The sequence below is a fragment of the Bacillus sp. NTK034 genome (genome assembly GCF_017303275.1).
GTDB lineage: Bacteria > Bacillota > Bacilli > Bacillales > Cytobacillaceae > Cytobacillus.
On the sequence record NZ_JAFKOJ010000001.1, the window covers coordinates 954,902 to 978,208 of the forward strand.

A 23,307-nucleotide genomic window follows, 5' to 3' on the forward strand; every position below is an offset into this window, starting at 1 on the left:
TGTCATGAATAATTACTCTGTTAATCTATCAACTGTTTTTACAGAAGTTCCTTTTTTGGATCGGTTCAAAAAAGCCCGTGAAGCTGGTTTTGTTTATGTGGAGTGCCAGTTTCCATATGTATATACAATAGAAGAAGTCAGGAATGAGCTTGAGAATAATAATTTATCAATGGTCTTAATAAACCTGCCGGCAGGTCATTGGGAAGATGGTGACAGGGGACTGGCGGCAGACCCGTCGCGCATAAAGGAATTTAGAAAATCAGTTGAAAGAGGAATCTGTTATGCGAATGGCCTTGGAGTTAAAAAGATACATTGCATGGCAGGGATACACCCGGATAATAATTGGGAAGTGTTTGTTGAAAATCTCTTTTATGCGGGCACTGCAATGTCTAAGCACGGGATTACTTTATTAATTGAGCCTATCAATCCATTCGACATGCCTGGTTATTTCTTAAGTGATCTCAAGCAGGCTGCCGGCATTATCCAGCTTGTCGGTTTGCCTAATGTGAAGCTTCAATTCGACTTTTACCATATCGAAAGAATTCATGGCCATTCTCTTTCCGTGTATCAAAAATACGCTGAGATGGTTTCGCATGTGCAAATTGCTGACCATCCGGGCAGACAGCAGCCGGGGACTGGCGAAATAAATTATACCGAAATCCTTCAATATTTGAGTAAACACTACCGAGGCTTGATTGGTCTTGAATATAATCCACAAGGCAGAAGTGAAGGAAGTTTTGCTTGGATGAAAGGGGTGACACCATGAAGATTGGATTTATTGGTACAGGAGTAATGGGTTCGCGAATGGTTAAGCGTCTTCTGGACAATGGCTTTCACGTCATGGTTCATAATCGCACAATTGAAAAAGCACAGCCCCTTATTGAGCTGGGAGCCATATATTCGGAAACGATCAGCTGCCTGGCCAATCAAAGTCAAGTTGTGTGTACATGTCTTTCTATGCCAGACGATGTTCTGAACGTCTATACAGGTAAAGAGGGGATCATTCATAGTGCTCAGCCCGGAACGATATGCATTGACTTTACATCAGTAGGGGCCGACACGAGTAAAACAATCTTTGAGATGTCTTATGCCAAAAAGATCAGTTATCTGGATTGTCCGGTTAGCGGCGGTCCAGAAGGAGCTGAAAGCGGGAAATTAACGATCATGGCAGGCGGTGAGAAAGAGGCTTTTCAAAAAGTTAAGCCGGTACTGAAGGTGCTCGGTGACACAATAGAATATCTGGGACCTTCGGGTTCAGGCAGCATTGCCAAGCTGATTAATCAGTATCTTGTTGCTGTACACTCTCTGGCTGCATCAGAGGCAATGGTAGCCGGATCTGCCTATGGACTGGACTCCGAACTGCTCTTGAAAGTCCTGAAGGCAAGCTATGGCGACAGCAAAATCCTGCGCAGGCATATGGAACAATATGTATTCGACCGCCAATTCACACCAGGAGGGGCAGTGAAATATGTCCATAAGGATGTCCGGCTCGCCAACCAGCTTTTAATGGAAGCTGGCCTAAGCAGATTTACAGGTCAGATGGCCGAAAAAGCATTCCAGACAGCAGCTGAGCAAGGCCGCTGCGACCAGGATATGTCGGCAGTAATAAAGGCGCTGGAGGAAGAGACAGGAATTATTGTGAAGAGAAAGAAGTCATCATCGGACACAGAAAGGCTTGGTTATTAGCATTCATTTGATATGTATAGCAGAATGCACTGTGAACAAACTGAATGCTGGGATGTGCAAATTCAGGATGATATAATTTATACCCCGACGATAAAAACCGGAACTTTCCGATTCTTCCGGCCCCCTTAAAAGGAGCTATTTCTATTAAAATATCAGTATTTTCTGCTATAATGATAATCTGAAATAATAATAGTGAAACCGGGAGAGCAGCAATGAAACGCAAAAAATGCAAAAAGCGTACAAAACGCAGATCAAATGTAGCATTCCTGTTATTTATTTTGGTTCTGATTTTTGTCCTATTTGATCAATTCAAGCAGCTTAATATTAAGGAAACAGCGATTTCCTTACTGCCTAATACTGTTTCAAGGGATGTTCAGAATTATACGCCGATCCTTCAGAAGGAGTTGAAGGAAGTTAACCTTGAAGAATATACCCTCGTATTGGCCGCAATCATGCAGCAGGAAAGCAAAGGAAAGGGCGGAGACCCGATGCAGGCTTCGGAATCCGCAGGACTGCCCCCGAATTCCATTCAGGATCCGGAACAAAGCATTAAGCAGGGTGTTAAACATTTTCAGAAAGCATTAAATTATGGCAGTCAAAAAAAGGTGGACTTCCCTTCCGTTATCCAGGCTTACAATATGGGAATCGGATATATTGACTTTGTTGCTGAACAGGGAGGAAAACATAGTGAAGAAATTGCGAAAGAATTCTCTCTCAAACAGGCCGAAAAAAAACCGGAAGTTTATAATTGCGGAGGCGACAAGAATAATTTCCGCTATCCATACTGTTATGGGGATTTCTCGTATACTACAAAGGTAACGAAAAATATTGAGATTCTTACAGCAAGTAACACAGGAAAATCCGGAGAATTTAAATCAGTATGGTGAAGTGAAACATAATAATATTATGGTAAACTAAAACCGCACTTTTTAAAAAGTGCGGTTTGTTTTTTATTTCCATTCATACCGAAGGGAGGTTTGAATAGCCAGATTTTATGGATCCTCTCTCAACCTGGGTATTCGTGGTTATGAATAAAAAGGTTTAAAAATACTTAAAAAGAGGAATGGTTTTAGGTCATAACCGGTCTAAGAGGTGCATAAATTTCCTCCATTATATTCATTTAAATGAATTGGCTTTTATGTATAATTTGTTTAAACGAATCATATATATAGGCTGTTGTCTGTTTTTTATCCTTCCTTGAAAATTATAGATCTATAAGTTTTTTACATAAAAAGTGAAACCAAATTGCATTTCATTCGTCTATATAGACGTGCAGCTTTAATTAAGGTGCAACAGCCAGCTAAGGCTGTGAACGGGGCTTACCCTCTGTCCATAGTCATTAAAGAGCATTTTATCTGGACATGCTTGACATTTTGTGAAATGCGAGTATAGTTATATTCTTGTGCAGTGCTTTTTTTGCATGTTCATAGTTTATTAATATTTATCAGGTAAACTAATAATTGGGCTGATTGCCAACATTAGATTTTTAAATTACTAGCGAAATATGTTAAAATAATGTGCTAGAAGGCAGGTGTATGATTTTGAATACTTTACTTCATAAAAGTCAGGATATATTAAATAAATATATTGGCTTTTTCTTTTTAGCAGTAGTTCTGCTCTGGATGAAAACGTATATTACTCAAATGACACAATTTAACCTGGGCATTGAAAGTGCCTTGCAGCAGTTCCTTTTATTCATTAACCCGCTTGGGTCTTCATTGCTGTTTTTAGGAATTGCATTCTTTTTTAAGGGCAGAAGAAAATATATCGCCTTGATGGTTATGTATTTCTTGCTATCGTTCCTGCTGTTTGCCAATGCAGTGTACTATCGTTTCTTTAATGACTTTATTACATTGCCGACCTTGACGCAGACACAGAATTTTGGTGACGTCAGCGGTAGCATCAGCTCATTATTACAGCCGACTGATATCTTTTTCTTCCTTGATTTCATCGTGCTTGCCGGCTTGCTTGTATTTAAAGCCGTAAAAATTGAAACAAAGGATATGACGCGCCGCAGATCAGCAGCTTTAATTTATGCTTCTCTGGCCATTTCCTTTGCTAACCTGGGATTGGCTGAAACAGACCGCCCGGAGCTTTTGACAAGAGGTTTTGACCGCAACTATATTGTTAAGTATTTAGGTATGTACAATTATACGATTTATGATGCAGTACAAAGCACGAAGGCATCCGCGCAAAGAGTTATGGCGGATAGCAGTGATACAACCGAAGTCATCAACTTTACGAAATCGAATTATGCTGAACCGAATCCGAAGTACTTCGGAAAAGCGGAAGGCATGAATGTGATCTACCTTCACCTGGAATCAATTCAGACATTCTTAATGAACTATGAACTGCACGGTGAAGAAGTAACACCATTCTTGAACTCACTGATTGAAGAAGAAAATACAACGTATTTTGATAACTTCTTCCATCAGACTGCACAAGGGAAAACAGCAGATGCTGAGTTTATCCTAGAAAATTCCCTATATGGATTGCCGCAGGGCTCTGCTTTTACCACTAAGGGCATGAACACGTACAATGCTGCGCCTGCAATTCTGAAAGATAAAGGATATACATCTGCAGTCTTTCACGGTAACTCAGGCAGCTTCTGGAACCGTAATGAAATTTATAAATCATTTGGATATGACAACTTTTTTGATGCAGATTACTATGATTTAAAACCTGAAAACATGGCTGATTACGGTCTAATGGATAAACCGTTCTTTGAACAATCCATGCCGTACCTGAAGTCGCTAAAACAGCCGTTCTATTCTAAGTTTATTACCGTATCTCATCACTATCCGTATCATATGGATCAGGAACTGGCGACAATTGAGCCTCATACAACTGGGGACAAATCAGTGGATAATTACTTCCAGACAGCCCGTTATGCTGACGAAGCGCTTAAACAGTTCTTTGAACAGCTTAAAGCTTCCGGCCTGTATGAGAACTCAGTAATTGTCATGTATGGTGACCATTATGGTATTTCCAAGAATCATAATAAAGCTATGGAGCAAGTGCTTGGCAAGGAAATTTCAGCGTTCGATAGTGCCGGTCTGCAGCGTGTGCCTCTGTTCATCCGCGTACCTGGTATGGAAGGCGGAGTAAATCACGAATTTGGCGGACAGATTGACCTGATGCCGACATTGATGCACTTGCTTGGCATCGATACTAAACAGTATCTGCAATTCGGTACTGACTTATTATCAGAAAATCATGATGACCTTGTGCCGTTCCGTAACGGAGATTTCATGAGTCCTACCATTTCATCTGTTGACGGCAAGTTCTATGACTCAACAACTGGTGAACTGCTGGAGGAAAGCCGGTTTGAGGAAGCGAAAAAACTTCAGGAAAGTGCCGAGCAGAAATTGGCGCTATCTGATAAAGTTGTAAACGGAGATCTTCTCCGCTTCTACACCCCGGAAAACTTCGAACCGGTTGACCGTTCGAAATACGATTACAAAGCTGAAAACAATGGAGTAAACAAGAAAAACGAAGTAAATGAAGAAACTGCAGAAGCAGATAAGCCATCAAATGAATAACTAGTAAAGGCTGCCTGGATTGTCCACCAGGCAGCCTTTTTTATAGACTGTAGGCCTCATAAAGCCTTTTGTTCGCGGATGCTTTCTTTGGCCTGTGCAGATGTGTTATGCTGATGATCCTGTTGGGATAAATAGTATTCTGAGCTGAACGAGTTTCTTGGCTCTTCAAGCCAGAACACACACATGGAGAAGCTTATCAGAGCACCAGCTGCAAGAATAAAAAAGAATGTCTGCGGTGAAACAAAGGTATAGAGTGTTAAGTATATCGTTGCGCCGACATTGCCGTAAGCGCCTGCCATTCCGGCTATCTGGCCAGTTATCCGTTTTTTTATCATTGGTATAACCGCAAAGGTTGCTCCCTCTGCACCCTGTATGAACATGGATGTCAGAATGGTCATGAGAACAGCAGCAGGGAGGGGCCAGCTGGAATCGATAAAGCCCATTCCAAGAAGGCCAGCAGAGATTCCTAGCATATATACAAGCATCACCCGTTTGCGATTTCCCATCCGATCTGAAAGGATCCCGCCAAGAGGCCGGGCGATTAGGTTAATAAAAGCAAATGAAGCTGCGATTAATCCTGCTGTCGATGGAGTCAGGGAAAAGGTCAGCTGAAAGAACATGGGCAGCATGGATACAATGGCGAGCTCTGCTCCAAAATTTGCAAAGTATGTACTGTTCAATGCTGCCACATTTTTAAAATTATATTGATCTTCATCTGGCACTCCTGCTTTCAGGATTGGGATGTTCACTTCCAATATCTTATAAAGCTGTATGATGAAAGCTATGCCAATCAGGCTCCAGACAATATATAAAGTGTTTTCCTCAATAAATCCCAGATTTTCAATCCTCCATGCACTGATTGCCAGAGCACCTCCAAGCGGAATCGACCACAAGATTAGTCTGAACATATCCCCCCAAGTGCTGACTTCCATTGCCCCCGACTTTTTTGGTTTAATAAGGGACTTTCCCTCAGGAGTATCCTTAACTGCACAATAATAGAAGATTCCATAAGCAAAACATATGACACCTGTCAGGGCTATGGCATACCTCCAGCCATTTTCTCCGCCGAAAAGCGTAAGTCCTATAAAGGGCAGTACCATCGCTGCTGCTGCTGAGCCGAAATTTCCCCATCCTCCATATATACCTTCTGCAAACCCTACATCTTTTGGCGGGAACCACTCTGAAACCATGCGTATGCCAATAACGAAGCTTGCTCCTATGCTGCCGAGAACCAAGCGGGAAATCATGAGCTGCAGCCAGTTATCTGCAAACGCAAAAACCAATGCAGGAACGGACATGACAATTAATAAAGAGGAATAGATAATTCGAGGTCCGAACCGATCCAAAAGATTGCCAATAATAATTCTTGCCGGAATGGTTAAGGCTACATTCAAAATTCCTAGCGCGGCCATATGCTCGGCAGTAAGCCAATTCATTTCACTCAGCATCGTCGTGGCTAAAGGTGCCATGTTGTACCAGGTGAAAAATGAAATAAAAAAGGCCATCCATGTTAAATGCAAAATCTTCATTCGCTCATCTTTAAATTTAAAAATGTCAGCTAACTTCAATTAAAATCCCCCTTCAATTACCTGAATATTTTAATATCATTTCATATAATTTAATTGAATGTAACTGTTGTGTTAGGTTTTCTAACATATAACAAAAGATCTATAATTAATCAAACCTCTTGATATCACCAGGATTAAACGCTTTCATACCAATGTAAATCAGGGTAATAAGAAGGGGTGGTGCCAATTGGAAAAGATAGGGCAAAAGTAGAGGAATATTAAAAATAATCAAAAAGTTATGTTAATTACTATTTTGATGTGATATTATCTAACGTAACAAAAATGAAATGAGGAAAGGCGGGTAATAGCATGGGGAGGGAGTATGATGGCTAAAGAAAAGCTAGTTGTCATTGGAAACGGGATGGCAGGCGTACGCTGTGTGGAGGAAATCATTCAGAATGATCCGGACAGATTTTCGATTTCGATTTTCGGAAGTGAAAAGTATCTTAATTATAATCGCATCTTATTGTCCTCTGTCCTGCAAGGGAAATCTTCAATCGAACAGCTGACCATTCGACAATCAGACTGGTACGCCAGAAACCACTTCAATGTCTTTACAAATGAAACCGTATTGGTTATTGACACCGCCAGAAAAACAATAACCACTAACAAAAAAAGAATAGTTTCATATGACAAAATGATTATTGCGACCGGATCAACACCTTTTGTCCCCTCACTGCCAGGAGTCAGCAAAGAAGGAATCCTGACGTTCCGTACGATAGAAGATTGCAGGCGGATTATGAATGAGTCAGAAAAGGGCAAAAAAGCTGCAGTTATTGGGGGAGGTTTGCTTGGGCTTGAAGCTGCTCAGGGCCTGATCCAAATGGGTATGGACGTTCATGTCGTTCATAATGCTGACAGAATTATGAATAAACAGCTGGATGATAAAGCGGCAAAACTCCTGCAAAACTCACTCGAAGCTCAAGGGATGAACTTTTTGCTGAATAGGAAAACGGGATACTTTGAGGGAAGAGAACGAGTCGAAAAGCTTATTTTTACTGATGGATTGGAACTTGTGGCAGATCTGGTCATTATTGCTGCAGGTGTGATTCCAAATAGTAAGCTAGCCAAATCATCTGGATTAAAAACAAACCGGGGAATTGTTGTCAATGATTTTATGCAGACAAGTAACTCTGCTATTTATGCCGTAGGGGAATGCGCTGAACATAGAGGGGTGATCTATGGGCTGGTAAAACCGCTGTATGAGCAGGGCAAAATACTCGCTGCACATATTTGTGAAAAGGATGTACCGCCATATCAGGGTTCTATTCTATCTTCAAAGCTGAAAATATCAGGAACAAATGTATTTTCTGCAGGCAATATTTTTGAAAAAGGCTTTACTCAAGCCATGACACTTTATGATGAGGATGAAAAAACATATAAAAAAATAGTGTATAAACATAACAAAATTGCAGGATTTTTATTAGTAGGGGACCTAAATGGACATGTGAGGCTTATGGACATGATGGAAAAAAAGCAGAAGGTTTCAGATGAGGAAAAGCTGCTTTTGCTGAATTCCTTCCAGGAAGAATACCCTATCAGCTCAATGGCTAAGACCGGTATCATATGCAGCTGTAATAGTGTGACAAAAAAAGCAATTATTGAAGCTGTTTCAGCAAATGGGCTGGAAACTGCTGAGGAAGTGAAAAAATGCACAAAGGCTTCGGGTACATGTGGTGGCTGCAAACCTTTATTAGAAGAGCTGCTTTCCTATATAAAGAGTGATGATTTCCATGAGGATATTGATCCCTGCGCATTCTGTTCCTGTACAAATTTAAGTGAAGAAGAAGTAATAGAGGAAATTCAGCTTCGAGGGCTAGTAAGCATAAACGAAGTCTTTGCTGTTTTGGGATGGCGTAATCAAAATGGCTGCCGCTTTTGTGTGTCTGCTCTACATTATATTCTTCGAATGGCTGTTCCTGGTTATGAAGGAGATGGGCAATCGGTCTGCTTTGGAGAAACACACAATGCTGTTAAGGAGGAAGATGGTACCTTTACCATAATCCCTCAAATATATGGAAATGAAGTGTCTGGCGGCCTATTAAGGAAGATAGGAGAAGCAGCCGAGCTATACAGCATACCTGAAATTACTTTGAGCCATGATGGACGGATCATATTAAAAGGGATCATACAAGATAATCTGCCGGCCATTTGGGAGACCCTAAATACGAAATTAATCCCTATTCCCTTTGATAATGCCGTTCGTGTTTTGCTGCTGGCTGGCTTCAAAGACTGTAGCTGCATAAAAGACTGCTCAAGGAATATGGCTTTACAGCTTCAGAAAAAAACGGAATACTTGCTGTTGCCAAACAGGCTCGAGATTGGAATCGCGGCTTGCGTTCATGGAAAAAATAGCATGGCCGGTCATGATATCGGGATAAAGGTGCACGGTGAGGAATGGGAAATCCATATCGGAGGGACTGGAGGAAACCAATTAAGGGGTGAACCTTTGGCTATTGCTTCAACTGTAAAAGAAACGGAAGAAATGGTATGCTCATTGGTTCAGTATTTCAGAGAATCTGCCAGATACCGGGAGACCTTAAAGGAATGGGCAGAACGAATGGGGATTATTCATCTGCGAGAAGTGGTGTTCGACTTAGATCTGAGAAGCATCTTGCTTCGCCGACTTGAAAATGATTCATCTGACAGACAAAGTAGATTGCACGATCCTGTCTTTATCAATGAAACTATATAGAAAAGGCGGAAAGGAATGGACTATGACAGAACTCTTATTAAAATATTTCCGAACAAAGCAGCGGGAAGTTCAGTCAGAAAGAATTTATGATACGCAATGTCCTTTCTGCAGTATGCAATGCAAAAAGCAGGTGATTGAACAGTCCGTCGTAACAAGGAAAAAATATCGGGTTCTAGGAAAAGAGAATCCTGCATCACATGGACGTTTATGCATTAAAGGGATGAATGCCCACCAGCATGCCATGCATCCGGACCGCCTGCAGTATCCATTGCTTAAAGTAAATGGTAAGTTCGAACCGATTTCCTGGGATAAAGCGATGAGAATTATGAAGGAAAAATTCCAATGCATACAAGCTATGCATGGATTCAATGCCTTATCCGTGTATGGAGGGGGATCCTTAACAAATGAGACAGCGTACCTTTTAGGCAAATTTGCTCGAGTGGCATTAAAAACGAAATATATTGATTATAATGGGAGGTTCTGCATGTCTTCAGCAGCGGCTGCTGCTAATCATGCTTTTGGCATGGACCGGGGAATGACGAATGGACTGAATGATATTCCGCTGGCTAAATGCATTATACTGGCCGGCACGAATATAGCCGAATGCCAGCCAACACTTCTTCCTTATTTTGAAAAAGCAAAGGAAAACGGATCCTTAATTATCGTAATAGATCCGCGGGAAACTGCGACAGCGAAAATGGCTGATTTGCATTTAAAACCGAGGCCAGGCACTGATTCAGCATTGGCAAACGGGATATTACAGGTTTTGCTTGCAGAAAACGAGATTGATCTTTCTTTTATTTACGAAAGAACGAACGGCTTTGCAGAGCTTAAGGCTTTTGTTGAAACGATTAAGCTGGAAGACATTGAGGCATTGACCGGAGTGCCATCCAGCCAAATTAGAAAAGCGGCTATCCTGTTTGGCAAAGCTGCAACCGGGATGGTTTTTACAGCAAGGGGCGTTGAACAGCATACGGATGGATACCAAACTGTAAGGAATTTTATAAATATTCTATTAGTTACAGGAAAAATCGGCAAAGCCGGCTGCGGATATGGGGCAATCACCGGCCAGGGAAATGGCCAGGGCGGACGGGAGCATGGCCTGAAAGCAGACCAGCTTCCAGGATACCGTTCCATTGAAAATCCGGAACACCGACGCTATCTCGCACGAGTATGGAATATAGACGAATCGGATTTGCCCGGCAAAGGTGTTTCTGCATATGAAATGATGGAGAAAATCGGCCGGGGTGAAATAAGAGGAATGCTGTTGATGGGCTCAAATCCAATTGTTTCGAATCCCAATGCAGAGTTTGTTAAAAACGCATTGGAAAAACTCGAATTCCTTGTTGCGGCTGATCTATTTATCTCTGAAACTGCCGAGCTGGCAGATCTGATTTTGCCGGTGAGTTCTTATTTGGAGAATGAGGGAACAATGACGAATCTTGAAGGACGTGTTATGCATCGTCCCTGTGCCATGCCCAGCACAGGATTAGTAAAACATGATTGGCAAATACTTTGTGAGATTTCAAGATTTTTAGGGAAGGAAGAGTATTTTTCTTTTTCAGGTCCTGAAGAAATCTTCAATGAACTGAGAGAAGCCAGCAGAGGCGGTATTGCAGATTATTACGGAATTGACTATAAGCGTCTTAAAAATGGAGATGGGGTTCTGTGGCCTTGTCCTGATTCTGCCCATCCGGGAACAGATAGGCTTTTTGAAAACAGTTTTGCCCACAAAGACCATAAAGCAGTCATGATTCCTGTACCCAGCAGGGCAGAAGCAGAAAAAGAGACACCTAATAGGAATTATCCCCTTTACCTTACAACAGGCAGAGTCGTTTCACATTATTTGACAGGAGTTCAGACAAGAAAGAGTGCTTCACTGGCAGCCAGGAATGTTGAATCTTTTGCCGAAATACACCCTGAAACTGCCAAACGATTTGGCATTGGGAACAAGACGCTTATCAAGATTGAATCAAAAAGAGGCAGTATTGTGGTTAGGAGCCATTTGACGGCGGCTATTAGGAAGGATACAGTTTTCGTTCCATTTCATTGGGCTGAGACTCAAAACGTCAATCTCCTGGTATCGAATCAGCTCGATCCAGTTTGCCGTATGCCTGGTTTTAAAATAACAGCTGTTAACATAAGCCGTTTAGAATGACCATTAGCAGGACGAGAATGATCCATAAAAAAATCAAATGACCGGGGGGCTTTTTAATGGGAAAAAAGAAATTGGTTCTTGTTGGAAATGGAATGGCTGGCGTCAGGACTGTAGAAGAAATTTTAAAAGCTGCTCCTGAGAAATTTGAGATTACTATATTTGGCAGCGAGCCCCATCCCAATTATAATCGTATTCTGCTATCAAAAGTTTTACAGGGGGATACAGATGTAAAAGATATTACACTGAATGATTGGGAGTGGTATAAAACAAATAACATTACATTATATTCAGGAGAAACGGTGGTAAAGGCAGACCCGGACAGGAAGGTTGTCATCTCTGATAAAGGGAGAATAGAGTCTTATGATGAGCTTATTCTTGCAACAGGCTCCGTTCCATTCATTCTTCCTATACCCGGATCAGATAAGGAAGGGGTAACAGCTTTCAGAGATTTGGAGGATACTGATAAAATGCTTCAAGCATCCAAAAAATATAAAAAGGCGGCGGTCATTGGCGGTGGCTTGCTTGGTTTGGAGGCTGCGAGAGGCTTATTGAATTTAGGTATGGAAGTGTCAGTGATCCATATATCACCTTATTTGATGGAAAGGCAGCTGGACGAAACAGCTGGAAAGCTTTTGCAAAAAGAGCTAGAAGATCAAGGAATGAATTTTTTGCTTGAAAAGCATACAGAGGCCCTCATTGGGAATGAACGAGTAGAAGGATTAACGTTTAGTGATGGCACAATGCTTGAAGCTGATCTGGTAGTCATGGCAGCTGGCATCCGTCCAAATATAAAGCTTGCGCAGGAGATCGGTTTACAGGTCAACCGGGGCATCGTGGTCAATGATTATCTTGAAACGAGCATTTCCCATATTTATTCAGTCGGAGAATGCGCCGAGCATGAAGGAATTCCTTATGGCCTGGTCGCCCCGCTCTATGAACAGGGAAAAGTGCTGGCCAAACATATCTGTGGAAAGAAAACAGATCCCTATAAAGGTTCCGTTCTCTCTACCCAGCTAAAAGTATCGGGAGTAGAAGTATTCTCCGCGGGAGATTTTTTGGAGGATCAAGAGAAAAAAGCATTAAAAATATTCGATGACCATGAAGGAGTTTATAAAAAAGTCGTGTTTCGTGGAAATAAAATCGTTGGTGCCGTTCTGTTTGGCGAGAGCCAGGATGGAAATCGCCTGTTCTCAATGATTAAAAAGCAGGCCGACATTTCTGATACGGCAAAGGTTTCCCTATTGCAGCCGATCGGGAGTGAAGAAGGAGGAAGCCATGCTGGTGAAATGACTCATGAGGAAATTATTTGCGGATGCAACGGTGTTACCAAAGGAATGATCGTTGAAGCCATACAATCGGAAGGCTGCACAACAGCAGATCAAATCAAAGCATGCACAAGTGCTTCCCGTTCATGCGGCGGCTGTAAACCACTTGTAGCTGAACTGCTTCAGCATACTCTTGGCGCGGTTTTCGACGAGAGTGCTCAAAAGGAGGGGATTTGCAGCTGTACTTCCTTTTCGAGAGATGAAGTGGTAGAAGAAATTCGATCGAAGGGACTAACCCATGTAAAAGAAGTAATGAGTGTCCTTGGCTGGGATTCAGAAGAAGGCTGTTCTAAATGTCGACCTGCCATCAATTATTATTTGGGAATGGTCAACCCAACCAGCTATGATGATGAACGGGAATCTCGCTTTGTTAATGAAAGGATGCATGCCAATATACAAAAAGATGGAACCTATTCGGTTGTTCCAAGAATGTACGGAGGAGTGACAAATTCGAATGATTTGCGCAAGATTGCCGACGTCGTTGATAAATTTGCAATTCCGCTGGTAAAAGTAACAGGGGGCCAAAGGATTGATTTATTCGGTGTAAAAAAAGAGGATTTGCCTAAAGTTTGGTCCGATCTGGATATGCCATCAGGGTATGCATATGGAAAATCACTTCGCACTGTCAAAACATGTGTCGGTGAGCAATTCTGCCGCTTCGGAACACAGGATTCCATGGGCGTTGGGATAGCACTGGAAAAGAAATTTGAAGGACTGCAGACGCCGCATAAAGTGAAAATGGCAGTATCCGCCTGCCCGAGAAGCTGTGCTGAATCAGGCTTTAAAGATATCGGCTTCATTGGAATTGATGGAGGATGGGAAATCTACGTTGGCGGCAATGGAGGCACCCATGTAAGAGGGGGAGATTTACTATATAAGGTAAAAACAGATGACGAATTAATGGAAGTCACAGGCGCTTACCTTCAATACTACAGAGAAACGGCTAATTATTTGGAACGTACCTCCGCGTGGGTGGAACGGGTTGGTTTGACTCACGTCCAGTCTGTTCTGAATGATAAAGAGAAGCGAAAAGAGCTAAATGCACGAATGAATGAGGCCCTGTCAGTTCACAAAGACCCATGGAAAGAGATTATTAATAACAATAAAACAAAAACGGAATTGTTTGAGAATCTCGTAAGAACTTAAAAGGGGGAGTTTCGTTTGGTTAATAAAAGCATCATTAAAGTTCTGGTTGGCTCCATACAAGATTTGCCCGTGAAATTGGGGAAAACAGTGAAGGCTGGCGGAATAGATATCGCTGTGTTCCGTTTATCTAATGGCAAGGTCCGTGCAGTGGAAAACCGCTGTCCACATAAAGGCGGTGTACTGACTGAGGGCTTGGTCAGCGGAGACTCCGTTTTTTGCCCCATGCATGATTGGAAAATCTGTCTGGAAGATGGAAAAGTTCACGCGCCAGATATCGGCTGTGTCCAGACTTATAAAACAATTGTTGAGAATGAGACAGTCTATCTTATAATAGAAGAATAATAAGATCAGGCTGGAGGTATACGGATGAAAAAGCTGGAAGGAAAGAAAATTGCTCTATTGGGGTCTAGAAAAATCGAAGAAATAACAAAAATTGTAGAAAACCTGGGAGGTGCTGCCATCAGCAGGCCAGCGCAAGGAACGTCCCTGCGTATAGACACAAAATTGAAAGAACATATTGGCCTTATTACCTCAGGTGAGTTTAATTGGATTATTTTTACAACTGGAATCGGAGTAGAGACCTTGTATTATACCGCTCAGGAAATAGGAAAGGGAGAAGAATTTATTAAGGTTCTTCAAAATTGCCAAATTGCAGCAAGAGGGTATAAAACAGTTAACATGTTAAAAAAACTGGGTGTCACACCAAAGGTTCGGGATGATGATGGAAGCACGGCAGGACTTATCAGAAGCCTCGGAAGCTATTCACTGGAAAACAAGAAGGTGGCTCTTCAGCTTCACGGTGATCCTGCACCTAAGCTGATTCAATGGCTTGATGTGCAGAAAGCTCAATATGAAGAAATTCTTCCCTATATTCACAATCCGCCGGAAACTAAAGTCATGGAAAAACTTCTTTCGGAGCTGCTGGGAGGGGAACTGGATGCGGCTGTTTTTACCAGCACCCCGCAAGTGAGACATTTATTGCATTTTGCGCGTGAACAGGGTGCTGAAAACCAATTGACAGAGGTTTTCTCGCAAAAAGTAATTGCGCTGGCAGTCGGAAAAGTTACAGCACAAGCGTTATTTGATGAAGGAATTGACCGGGTTATTTATCCGGAACACGAAAGGATGGGCAGCGCAATTGTAGAGCTGTCCAGCTATTATCATAAAAACTCCGAGAGATAATAGGAAGCATAGGGGTGGGATTTTGAAGAAAGGGAAAGTATATCTTGTTGGTGCAGGCCCTGGGGATGAAGGCTTAATTACTGTTAAAGGGTTAGCAGCCATAAAAAAAGCTGATGTAATCTTATATGACCGCCTGATTAATCCAAAATTGCTGGAATCTGCGCCTTCTCATTGTGAGCTGATTTATTGCGGGAAGTTTCCGAAACAGCATTTTCTGAAACAGGAAATCATCAATGAGATTTTAATAGACAAAGCCATTAAGGGATATAATGTAATCCGTTTAAAAGGCGGTGACCCGGGAGTTTTTGGCCGGGTCGGGGAGGAAGCGGAAGCACTGGCGGAACAAGAAATCCCATATGCAATTGTACCAGGCATTTCTTCAGGAGTTGCTGTGCCTTTATATGCAGGAATCCCTGTGACACATCGTGAATATGGAATTTCTTTTGCGCTGGTATCCGCCCATGATAAATCCAATGAAGGGAAACCTGATATTGATTGGAGCGGATTAGTCTCAAGCGTGGACACGATTGGCTTTTACATGGGAGTAACCAATATTTCATATATTGCAGATAACCTCATCCTTCACGGCAAGCCGAAAGAAACTCCAGTGATCCTTATCCAATGGGGAACCTATGGCAGACAGAAAACAGTGCAGGGTACAATAGGGGATATTGCAGAAAAAGTAAAGGAAACAGGAATACAAAATCCGGCAATTACTTTAGTTGGCGGTATTGTTTCTTTAAGAGATAAATTAAAATGGTTTGAAAACAAGCCTCTTTACGGAAGGCAGATTCTTTTAGCACGTACAGGCACTGCAAGAAGCACTTTGGCAGCACAGCTGCAAGAACAGGGGGCAGATGTAATCGAGATTCCGAAATGGACGAAAAAAGATGTTCCTTCAAATGATAAAATACTCAATCAGCTTTTCACGTATAAACGCATTTTATTCACATCCCCGGAATGCACGAATGAGTTCATTGATTTATTGATTAATAGAAATATAGATATAAGAAATGTTCAGGCCGATTTATATTGTTTGTCCAAAAAATCATTGAAAGTCATGAACGAACGGGGATTAACCGGCCGGCTTGCAGCTGAAATGAACTTGGGTGGACCGCTGCTGATCGTGGGGAATCGGAGTTTGAATGTAAAAAAAATCCCTTATATCGAGCCGGATGGAAATCATGATATTCTCCAAACCAGTGATACAATCCTTGATGAATCTTTTATTCCTGTTGTTGGACATATGCTAAGGGAGGCAACTTTAGACACCATCATATTCCCCAGCAGTTCCTCTGTCGATGCCTTTATGGAGAGTGTGGGCTATTATGGCATAGAGCCAGATGACTTGATCAAAAAGCTATCAATCGTATGTATGGGAAAGAGTTCAGGCCAGCAAATAAACGCATACGGTTATACACCTGATTTTGTCCTGTCAGCCCCAAATGAGTTTGAATTAGCTAAGGCTTTAATTCAGGAGAAAGAGCTGGAAAGCATAAAATGATCATAACGGTACTCTAAGCCGGCCACCTATTTAGGTGCCGGCTTTTATTTTATTGGGAAGCCTATATTTTAGAAAAATATTGAAAAGGCTTACACAACCTGATAATATTACAGCGTAAACGTTTTCGCAACAAATATAATACAGCAATTTAAAGCAGGTGGGATATGTCCTATACAATCAAAGATGTTGCCAAAAAAGCAAATGTATCCATTGCAACAGTTTCCAGGATATTGAATGGCCAGGGAGGCTATTCGGAAAAAACAAAATTCAAGGTTCTTAGAGTGATTGAAGAGCTGGAATACCAGCCAAACGCAGTGGCAAGAGGATTAATAAACAAAAGAACACATACGATTGGGGTGCTTTTCCCTAAGCTTTCCAGTTCTCTGGTAACCGATCTCCTGGATGGTATTGAAAAGGCAGCAAATGACAACGGTTCCAGTGTGATCGTCTGCCATACAGAATCAAATGGTGAGAAAACGATGAAATATCTCCAGCTGCTTTTCGAAAAAAGGGTAGACGGGATAATTTTCGCAAGTGAAGTATTAAAAGATGAGTATTATCAATTTGTAACCAAAACCAAGATGCCGATGATTCTGCTTTCGACAGAGTCCTATGCGTACCCGGTGCCTTTTGTAAAGGTCAATGATCTTCATGCAGCATATGCTGCAGGTAAGCATTTAATCGACACGGGGCATGCAAAAATTGGAATGATAAGCGGAAACAAGGATGATATCATCGCGGGGATTCCAAGGATTGAAGGCTTTAAAAAAGCTCTATTTGATCATGGCATACCACTGGGTTCCGAAAATATTGTGTTCAGCAGGGGGTTTACATTCCCTGATGGGGTTGAAGGCTTTAAAAAGCTTGTCGAACAGTTCCCGGATGTAACGGCGATATTTGCAGCAAGTGATGAAATGGCTATCGGTGCCTTATCAGCAGCTTATCATTTGGGATTTAAGGTACCTGATGAGATATCTGTTATGGGGTACGATAATTTGGACCTTGCTGAGATGTCCATTCCGCCGCTGACCACAGTTGAACAGCCTCTCGCAAAAATGGGTGAGGCTGCTGTGGAAATGCTTTTTACCATAATGGAAACTGGCGAAACTCCTGAAAGCCGCATTATGCCGCATAAAATTATTGAAAGAATGAGTGTGAAAGAGAGGAAATAACAACTCTCTTTTTCTCAGCACAAATTACGTAAACGTATACGTAATTAAGCTAAAAAAAACAGTGGTTGGATTAGTCATATTATATATCGTTTTCAATCTTTCCTTTAATGTGTTTATCTATTTTGACTACATTCGTGCTAATCCGGAAGGTGCAACGGCATGGGGTGTTTTCTGGAAAGTCATTTTCCCGCTGCTTGCGCCAATGATTACTGTGTACATTTTGCCCAGATTTGGATTATCTGCGGTGTGAGGAAGGTTCAATAAAATAAAATTATTCTTTGATCGGAGTTGTAAATATTGAACAAAACATGGTGGAAAGAAAGTATCATTTATCAAATCTACCCAAGAAGCTTTAATGATTCCAATGGGGACGGAATTGGCGATATCAACGGAATTACTGAAATAATTCCCTATTTAAGCGAACTGGGGATCGATGTCATATGGCTATCCCCCGTTTACCAATCGCCTAATGATGATAATGGCTATGACATCTCAGATTACCGCAATATCATGGACGATTTCGGAACGATGAAGGACTTTGACGGTATGCTGGGTAAAGCCCATGAGCACGGCATCAAAATCATGATGGACCTTGTAGTCAACCACTCTAGCGATGAACACCAGTGGTTCCAGGAATCACGAAAATCTAAAGATAATCCCAGCAGAGATTATTATATCTGGAAAAAAACTGACAACGGGGAACCTCCAACGAATTGGGGCGCTGCGTTTGGCGGAAGTGTATGGGAATATGATGAACAAACAGGCGAATATTATTTGCACCTTTTCAGCAAAAAGCAGCCTGACCTGAATTGGGAAAATCCTGTTTTAAGAAATGAAGTGTATGAAATGATGCGCTTCTGGCTGGACAAAGGCATTGATGGATTCCGCATGGATGTCGTCAATTTCATTTCAAAAGATACCAGCTATCCACAGGGGGAGATTCGTGAAGGACACAAATATGGGGACGGCAGCAAGTATTATATGAATGGACCAAGAATTCATGAATTCCTGCAGGAAATGAACAAAGAAGCCCTTAGCCCATATGACACCATTACGGTTGGCGAGATGCCTGGTGTAACAGTTGAAGAAGGCAAGCTCTATACAGGCAAGGACAGAAATGAATTGAATATGGTCTTCCATTTTGAACATGTCGGGCTTGGCGACGGTCAGTACGACAAATGGGATCCACGACCTTGGAAACTGACTGAACTGAAAGAGATTTTCAGCAAGTGGCAAAAGGGTCTTGAGGAAGATGGCTGGAACAGCTTGTACTGGAGCAACCATGACCAGCCTCGCGCCATCTCCAGATGGGGAAATGACTCTGACGAATACCGCGTTACTTCTGGTAAGATGATTGCGGCATGCCTTCATATGATGCAGGGGACACCTTATATATATCAGGGCGAAGAAATTGGCATGACAAACGTCAAGTTCAATGATATCAATGATTACCGTGATATTGAAACGTTAAATGCATACCATGATCTTACACCGGATTCCTTAACACATGATGAAATCTTTAAAGGCATTCATGAGAGAGGCAGGGATAATGCGCGAACGCCTGTTCAGTGGGATGCCAGCCCGAATGCAGGCTTTACAGGCGGAACCCCCTGGATCAATGTGAATCCAAATTATGAGGGGATTAACGCCGAAGCAGCTTTAAAAGATGAAGATTCCATCTTCCATTTTTATAAGAAGCTCATTCAGCTTAGAAAGCAAAATGAAGTGATTGTTTATGGAGCATTCGATTTAATCATGGAAGAAGATGAGGATATCTTCGCCTATACAAGAACTCTTGGTGATGACCAGCTTCTTGTGATCTGCAACTTCAGTGAAGAAACTCCTGACTTTAAGCTGCCAGACCATGTCCGGTACTCTTCTAAGGAACTGCTGATTTCCAACTTGAATGCAGATGAAAATGAAGAAATTGAGAACCTGCCGCTAAAGCCATATGAAGCTAGAGTGTATCGTTTGAAGAAATAAAGAAGGGCCTGTTTAGGGCCCTATTTTTAAGTAGAAATGTTGAAAAATTGATGCAGAGCATGAAGGATGCCAGCCCAGCAGCTGATTTACCAAATACTGGGCAAAAATCGGCAGTAAAAGGAGATAAACTGATGACAAAAGAGAATCTGGATGAATAACGACGAAAAAGAAGAGGGTGCAGTAAGAATGGTAGTTAATCGGAGGAAATAACACCGAAAAAGAAGAGGGTGCACTAAGAATGGTAGTTAATCGGAGGAATAACGCCGAAAAAGAAGGTAGTGCAGTAAGAATGGTAGTTAATCTGAAGGAATAACCACAAAAATAGAAGCCATGCCTCCCAATATGCGAGTCAATTACAATAAAAAATAACAAAAATTAACCCGCTCCCGCTCCTTCTTAAAAAGCATCTTATCCAAAAAAATCCTGCAAACCACAGAACATCATTTCTTTCTCCCCAACCCTCCCTATGCTATCATTAACAAATAGTCTATTCTGGGAGGATTCATCTTTGAAAAAGGACTTACTTGAAAATGCAGCAGAATTTATCAAAATGTTTTATAGTGAACAGAATAAAAGTCCTGCTGAACTAAACAACAGACTAAAGGAAATTGAATATTCAATTGCAGAGCATGGGTTTTATGAACAAACTTTTGAAGAACTGGAATTTGGTGCAAAAGCTGCCTGGAGAAATAGCAATCGCTGCATAGGAAGGCTTTTTTGGGATCAGCTGACGGTTTTGGACAAACGGAATGCGAAACAAGAGGATGAAGTATTTTCTGCTCTGTTTGAACATATACAATTTGCCACGAACAATGGCAGGCTCCGTTCGGCCATCACCATCTTCTCTCCAGACAATTCCGAACACAAAATCAGAATTTGGAATCATCAGCTAATCCGGTATGCAGGCTATGAGACTGCCGATGGAATTATTGGCGATCCCCATTCCATCCCTTTTACCAAGCAATGCATGAAATTGGGCTGGAAGCCGAAGTACGGCAAATTTGATGTGCTTCCATTAGTAATACAAATAAACAATCAAACTCCCCAATTAAGGGAAATACCTGAAGAGCTGATTCTTGAAGTAGGGATTGAGCATCCAGAATATAACTGGTTCAGTGATCTCGGTTTGAAATGGTACGCAGTCCCGATGATATCGGATATGAGACTGGAAATTGGGGGCATTTATTATAAGTCAGCCCCTTTCAATGGCTGGTATATGGGTACTGAAATCGGTGCACGGAACCTTGCAGACGATTTTCGTTATGATATGCTCCCGCAGATTGCATCATTGATGGGGCTGGATACCAGGACGCATTCTTCGCTTTGGAAGGATCGGGCACTGGTGGAATTGAATGCAGCCGTATTGCATTCCTTTAAAAAAGAAGGGGTCAGCATAGTAGACCATCATACTGCTGCACAGCAATTCAGAAAATTTGAAGAGAACGAAAAGGGTCAGGGAAGGGATCTGACCGGTGATTGGACCTGGCTGATCCCGCCCGTATCCCCTGCTGCTACACAGATTTTTCATAAACAGTATAATAATGTAGTGAAAATGCCTAATTACTTCTATCAAGATACTCCTTATCAAAAATAAAAGCCGGCATCGATCATGCCGGCTTTCTTCATTGGTTACATCATTTCTTCATCACTGGTTCTCCGGTCTGTCTTCTCAGGAGGAATCTTTGAAAGCTGATCTATAGGCTCCATCATTGATTCAAGAAGACCTCCTTTACCTTGATTCTGTTCTTCCGTACTAGCTGGCTGAGTATGCTCGCGTTTGTCCATCATTTCACCTCATTTAATATTTTTCATAGAATTTACTTCCCGCTTCATGATTATTCCAAAAATCGAGAAGTCATAGGTTAAATTCCCTGCCAATGGAAATAATGGAGGCTAAAAGAACTTTTGGAGAAAAAGTATGACAAATATATTATTGATTGCAACTTTGGCTATGATTTTTATATTATTTATCTTTTTAATTTTAATGCTGATCGGCTGGCGCTGGATCATGAAGCGTCTCGTTAAGCAGGCAGGGAAAATAATAATGACAGACAGCTACCAGGAAAATCTGATTGAGCTGATCCCTGGTTTTAAGCATATGGGCATTCAAAATGCACTTGAAAACAACCTGCGTGCCGAAACGGGTGATGTCCTGCACCGCCCATTTGGTTCATCGAAAAAATGGCCTCATTTTGATGAGATTACCTTTATTCCTGCTCAGACCTCGCCATTTCCCATAGACGGGGATGAAGATGTTGATGTGAAGGTGACCATCGGGCCAAAATCGAAAAAACCAATGAAAATCAAAATACCTCTGATGATTAGCGGAATGGCCTATGGAATCGCATTGAGTGAGCAAGTGAAAATTGCCCTGGCAACAGCTGCCAAGAATACAGGTACGGCTGTCAATTCCGGCGAAGGAGGTATTCTTCCTGAAGAGCTTGAAAGTGCAGGAAAATATATCCTTCAATTTTCCAAAACCGAGTGGGGAAAGGAAGAAAAAACCATCAAGCGTGCTGACATGATTGAAATTAAGCTGGGGCAGGGAGCAGTAATGGGGATGGGAGGAAACATATCTCCTGAAAATCTAACCGGCCGTGCAAGGGAAGTAATGGGGTTAAAGGAAAATGAAACTGCCCATATAATGGAACATTTTTTTGATAAACAGACATTGAAGGATTTAAAGGAGCTGGTGGATGAACTCCGCAGTATGACCGGAGGTGTCCCCATTGGTGCAAAAATAGGGGCAGGAGGAAAAATAGAAGAAGACATTGACCATCTAATCGAAATCGGGGTTGATTTTATAGCAGTTGACGGGGGACAGGGAGCTTCTGTGGGTGCGCCGCCTTTATTGGCGGATGATTTTGGAATTCCAACCTTGCATGCTCTCAACCGTGCATCCAATCACCTTGAAAAACGAAAAAAGAAAGGGGAAGTCAGCTTAATTGTATCAGGCGGCCTCTTCACACCAGGACACTTTTTAAAAGTCCTTGCGCTTGGTGCGGATGCTGTCTACCTTGGTTCTGTCATGCTGTTTACTGTCTCCCATAAGCAGACTTTGAATTCGCTGCCTTTTGAACCGCCGACACAATCTGTCTGGAACCAAGGTAAATTCAAGGATACCTTTAAAATCGAAGATGGGACAAAATCTGCAGAAAAGTTTTTAACCGCGAGCACGGAGGAAATCAAAATGGCATTGCGAGCCATGGGGAAAAAGTCTTTAAAAGAATTGTCCAAGAAAGACCTTGTGTCCTATGATGAGCTGACAGCGAAAATGATCGGGATTCCATTTTCCTTTGAACCTTGGGAAGACAAATCAAAGAAAACAGAATAGCAGCCTGGCTTA

The 23,307-nt window shown here is 41.9% G+C and carries 16 protein-coding genes; 14 read left to right on the forward strand and 2 right to left on the reverse strand.

What is annotated here, in order from left to right:
• The first annotated feature begins 4 nt into the window (after positions 1-4).
• From JI665_RS04810 to JI665_RS04825, 4 genes are all read left to right on the forward strand, one after another.
• Positions 5-766 (forward strand): hydroxypyruvate isomerase family protein, encoded by a 762-nt coding sequence (locus JI665_RS04810; RefSeq protein WP_206836957.1) that lies wholly within the window; start codon positions 5-7, stop codon positions 764-766.
• Positions 763-1,686 (forward strand): NAD(P)-dependent oxidoreductase, encoded by a 924-nt coding sequence (locus tag JI665_RS04815; protein WP_206836960.1) that lies wholly within the window; start codon positions 763-765, stop codon positions 1,684-1,686. The genes JI665_RS04810 and JI665_RS04815 overlap by 4 nt, the downstream gene beginning before the upstream one ends.
• A 212-nt stretch (positions 1,687-1,898) precedes the next feature.
• Positions 1,899-2,573, forward strand: a complete 675-nt coding sequence (locus tag JI665_RS04820; RefSeq protein WP_206836963.1) for a lysozyme family protein — start codon at positions 1,899-1,901, stop codon at positions 2,571-2,573.
• A 648-nt stretch (positions 2,574-3,221) separates the two neighbouring features.
• Positions 3,222-5,228, forward strand: a complete 2,007-nt coding sequence (locus JI665_RS04825; RefSeq protein WP_206836966.1) for an LTA synthase family protein — start codon at positions 3,222-3,224, stop codon at positions 5,226-5,228.
• A 56-nt stretch (positions 5,229-5,284) separates the two neighbouring features.
• On the opposite strand, the gene JI665_RS04830 is transcribed toward JI665_RS04825, so the two are convergent.
• Positions 5,285-6,796 (reverse strand): NarK family nitrate/nitrite MFS transporter, encoded by a 1,512-nt coding sequence (locus JI665_RS04830; RefSeq protein WP_206836969.1) that lies wholly within the window; start codon positions 6,794-6,796, stop codon positions 5,285-5,287.
• A 322-nt stretch (positions 6,797-7,118) separates the two neighbouring features.
• On the opposite strand from JI665_RS04830, the gene nirB (JI665_RS04835) reads away from it, so the two are divergent.
• From nirB (JI665_RS04835) to JI665_RS04875, 9 genes are all read left to right on the forward strand, one after another.
• Positions 7,119-9,491 (forward strand): nitrite reductase large subunit NirB, encoded by a 2,373-nt coding sequence (nirB, locus tag JI665_RS04835; protein WP_244671075.1) that lies wholly within the window; start codon positions 7,119-7,121, stop codon positions 9,489-9,491.
• Positions 9,492-9,513: 22 nt separating this feature from the next.
• A complete protein-coding gene (gene nasC / locus JI665_RS04840) occupies positions 9,514-11,649 on the forward strand; it encodes an assimilatory nitrate reductase catalytic subunit NasC (RefSeq protein ID WP_206836972.1) in 2,136 nt (711 codons plus the stop codon).
• A gap of 56 nt (positions 11,650-11,705) precedes the next feature.
• On the forward strand, positions 11,706-14,120 hold the full coding sequence (gene nirB / locus JI665_RS04845) for a nitrite reductase large subunit NirB (protein WP_206836975.1): 2,415 nt from the start codon (positions 11,706-11,708) through the stop codon (positions 14,118-14,120).
• A 15-nt stretch (positions 14,121-14,135) separates the two neighbouring features.
• Entirely contained in the window at positions 14,136-14,462 is a 327-nt protein-coding gene (nirD, locus tag JI665_RS04850) for a nitrite reductase small subunit NirD (RefSeq protein WP_206836978.1), read from the forward strand.
• A 24-nt stretch (positions 14,463-14,486) separates the two neighbouring features.
• A complete protein-coding gene (locus tag JI665_RS04855) occupies positions 14,487-15,302 on the forward strand; it encodes a uroporphyrinogen-III synthase (RefSeq protein ID WP_206836980.1) in 816 nt (271 codons plus the stop codon).
• Between the two features lie 22 nt (positions 15,303-15,324).
• Positions 15,325-16,806: a uroporphyrinogen-III C-methyltransferase gene (gene cobA / locus JI665_RS04860; RefSeq protein WP_206836982.1), complete on the forward strand. Its 1,482-nt coding sequence runs from the start codon at positions 15,325-15,327 to the stop codon at positions 16,804-16,806.
• Positions 16,807-16,970: 164 nt separating this feature from the next.
• Positions 16,971-17,978, forward strand: a complete 1,008-nt coding sequence (locus JI665_RS04865; RefSeq protein ID WP_206836985.1) for a LacI family DNA-binding transcriptional regulator — start codon at positions 16,971-16,973, stop codon at positions 17,976-17,978.
• A gap of 297 nt (positions 17,979-18,275) precedes the next feature.
• Complete coding sequence (locus tag JI665_RS04870) at positions 18,276-19,961, forward strand: glycoside hydrolase family 13 protein (protein WP_206836988.1); 1,686 nt, start codon at positions 18,276-18,278, stop codon at positions 19,959-19,961.
• A 508-nt stretch (positions 19,962-20,469) separates the two neighbouring features.
• Entirely contained in the window at positions 20,470-21,555 is a 1,086-nt protein-coding gene (locus JI665_RS04875; protein ID WP_280516059.1) for a nitric oxide synthase oxygenase, read from the forward strand.
• Positions 21,556-21,590: 35 nt separating this feature from the next.
• On the opposite strand, the gene JI665_RS04880 is transcribed toward JI665_RS04875, so the two are convergent.
• The gene (locus JI665_RS04880) at positions 21,591-21,749 is read right to left on the reverse strand and encodes a hypothetical protein (protein WP_206837721.1); all 159 of its coding nucleotides are present in this window, start codon (positions 21,747-21,749) and stop codon (positions 21,591-21,593) included.
• 130 nt (positions 21,750-21,879) lie between these two features.
• On the opposite strand from JI665_RS04880, the gene JI665_RS04885 reads away from it, so the two are divergent.
• Positions 21,880-23,295, forward strand: coding sequence for an FMN-binding glutamate synthase family protein (locus JI665_RS04885; RefSeq protein ID WP_206836994.1), 1,416 nt, complete (start codon positions 21,880-21,882; stop codon positions 23,293-23,295).
• The last annotated feature ends 12 nt before the right edge of the window (positions 23,296-23,307 follow it).

Excerpts from the sequence above, each read along its gene's own strand:
- JI665_RS04885 (WP_206836994.1), top strand. The coding sequence starts at position 21,880 with ATGACAAATATATTATTGATTGCAACTTTGGCTATGATTTTTATATTA.
- JI665_RS04865 (WP_206836985.1), top strand. The coding sequence starts at position 16,971 with ATGTCCTATACAATCAAAGATGTTGCCAAAAAAGCAAATGTATCCATT.
- JI665_RS04855 (WP_206836980.1), top strand. The coding sequence starts at position 14,487 with ATGAAAAAGCTGGAAGGAAAGAAAATTGCTCTATTGGGGTCTAGAAAA.
- JI665_RS04810 (WP_206836957.1), top strand. The coding sequence starts at position 5 with ATGAATAATTACTCTGTTAATCTATCAACTGTTTTTACAGAAGTTCCT.
- JI665_RS04820 (WP_206836963.1), top strand. The coding sequence starts at position 1,899 with ATGAAACGCAAAAAATGCAAAAAGCGTACAAAACGCAGATCAAATGTA.
- nasC (WP_206836972.1), top strand. The coding sequence starts at position 9,514 with ATGACAGAACTCTTATTAAAATATTTCCGAACAAAGCAGCGGGAAGTT.
- JI665_RS04825 (WP_206836966.1), top strand. The coding sequence starts at position 3,222 with ATGATTTTGAATACTTTACTTCATAAAAGTCAGGATATATTAAATAAA.
- JI665_RS04815 (WP_206836960.1), top strand. The coding sequence starts at position 763 with ATGAAGATTGGATTTATTGGTACAGGAGTAATGGGTTCGCGAATGGTT.
- nirB (WP_244671075.1), top strand. The coding sequence starts at position 7,119 with ATGATGGCTAAAGAAAAGCTAGTTGTCATTGGAAACGGGATGGCAGGC.
- JI665_RS04880 (WP_206837721.1), bottom strand. The coding sequence starts at position 21,749 with ATGATGGACAAACGCGAGCATACTCAGCCAGCTAGTACGGAAGAACAG.
- nirB (WP_206836975.1), top strand. The coding sequence starts at position 11,706 with ATGGGAAAAAAGAAATTGGTTCTTGTTGGAAATGGAATGGCTGGCGTC.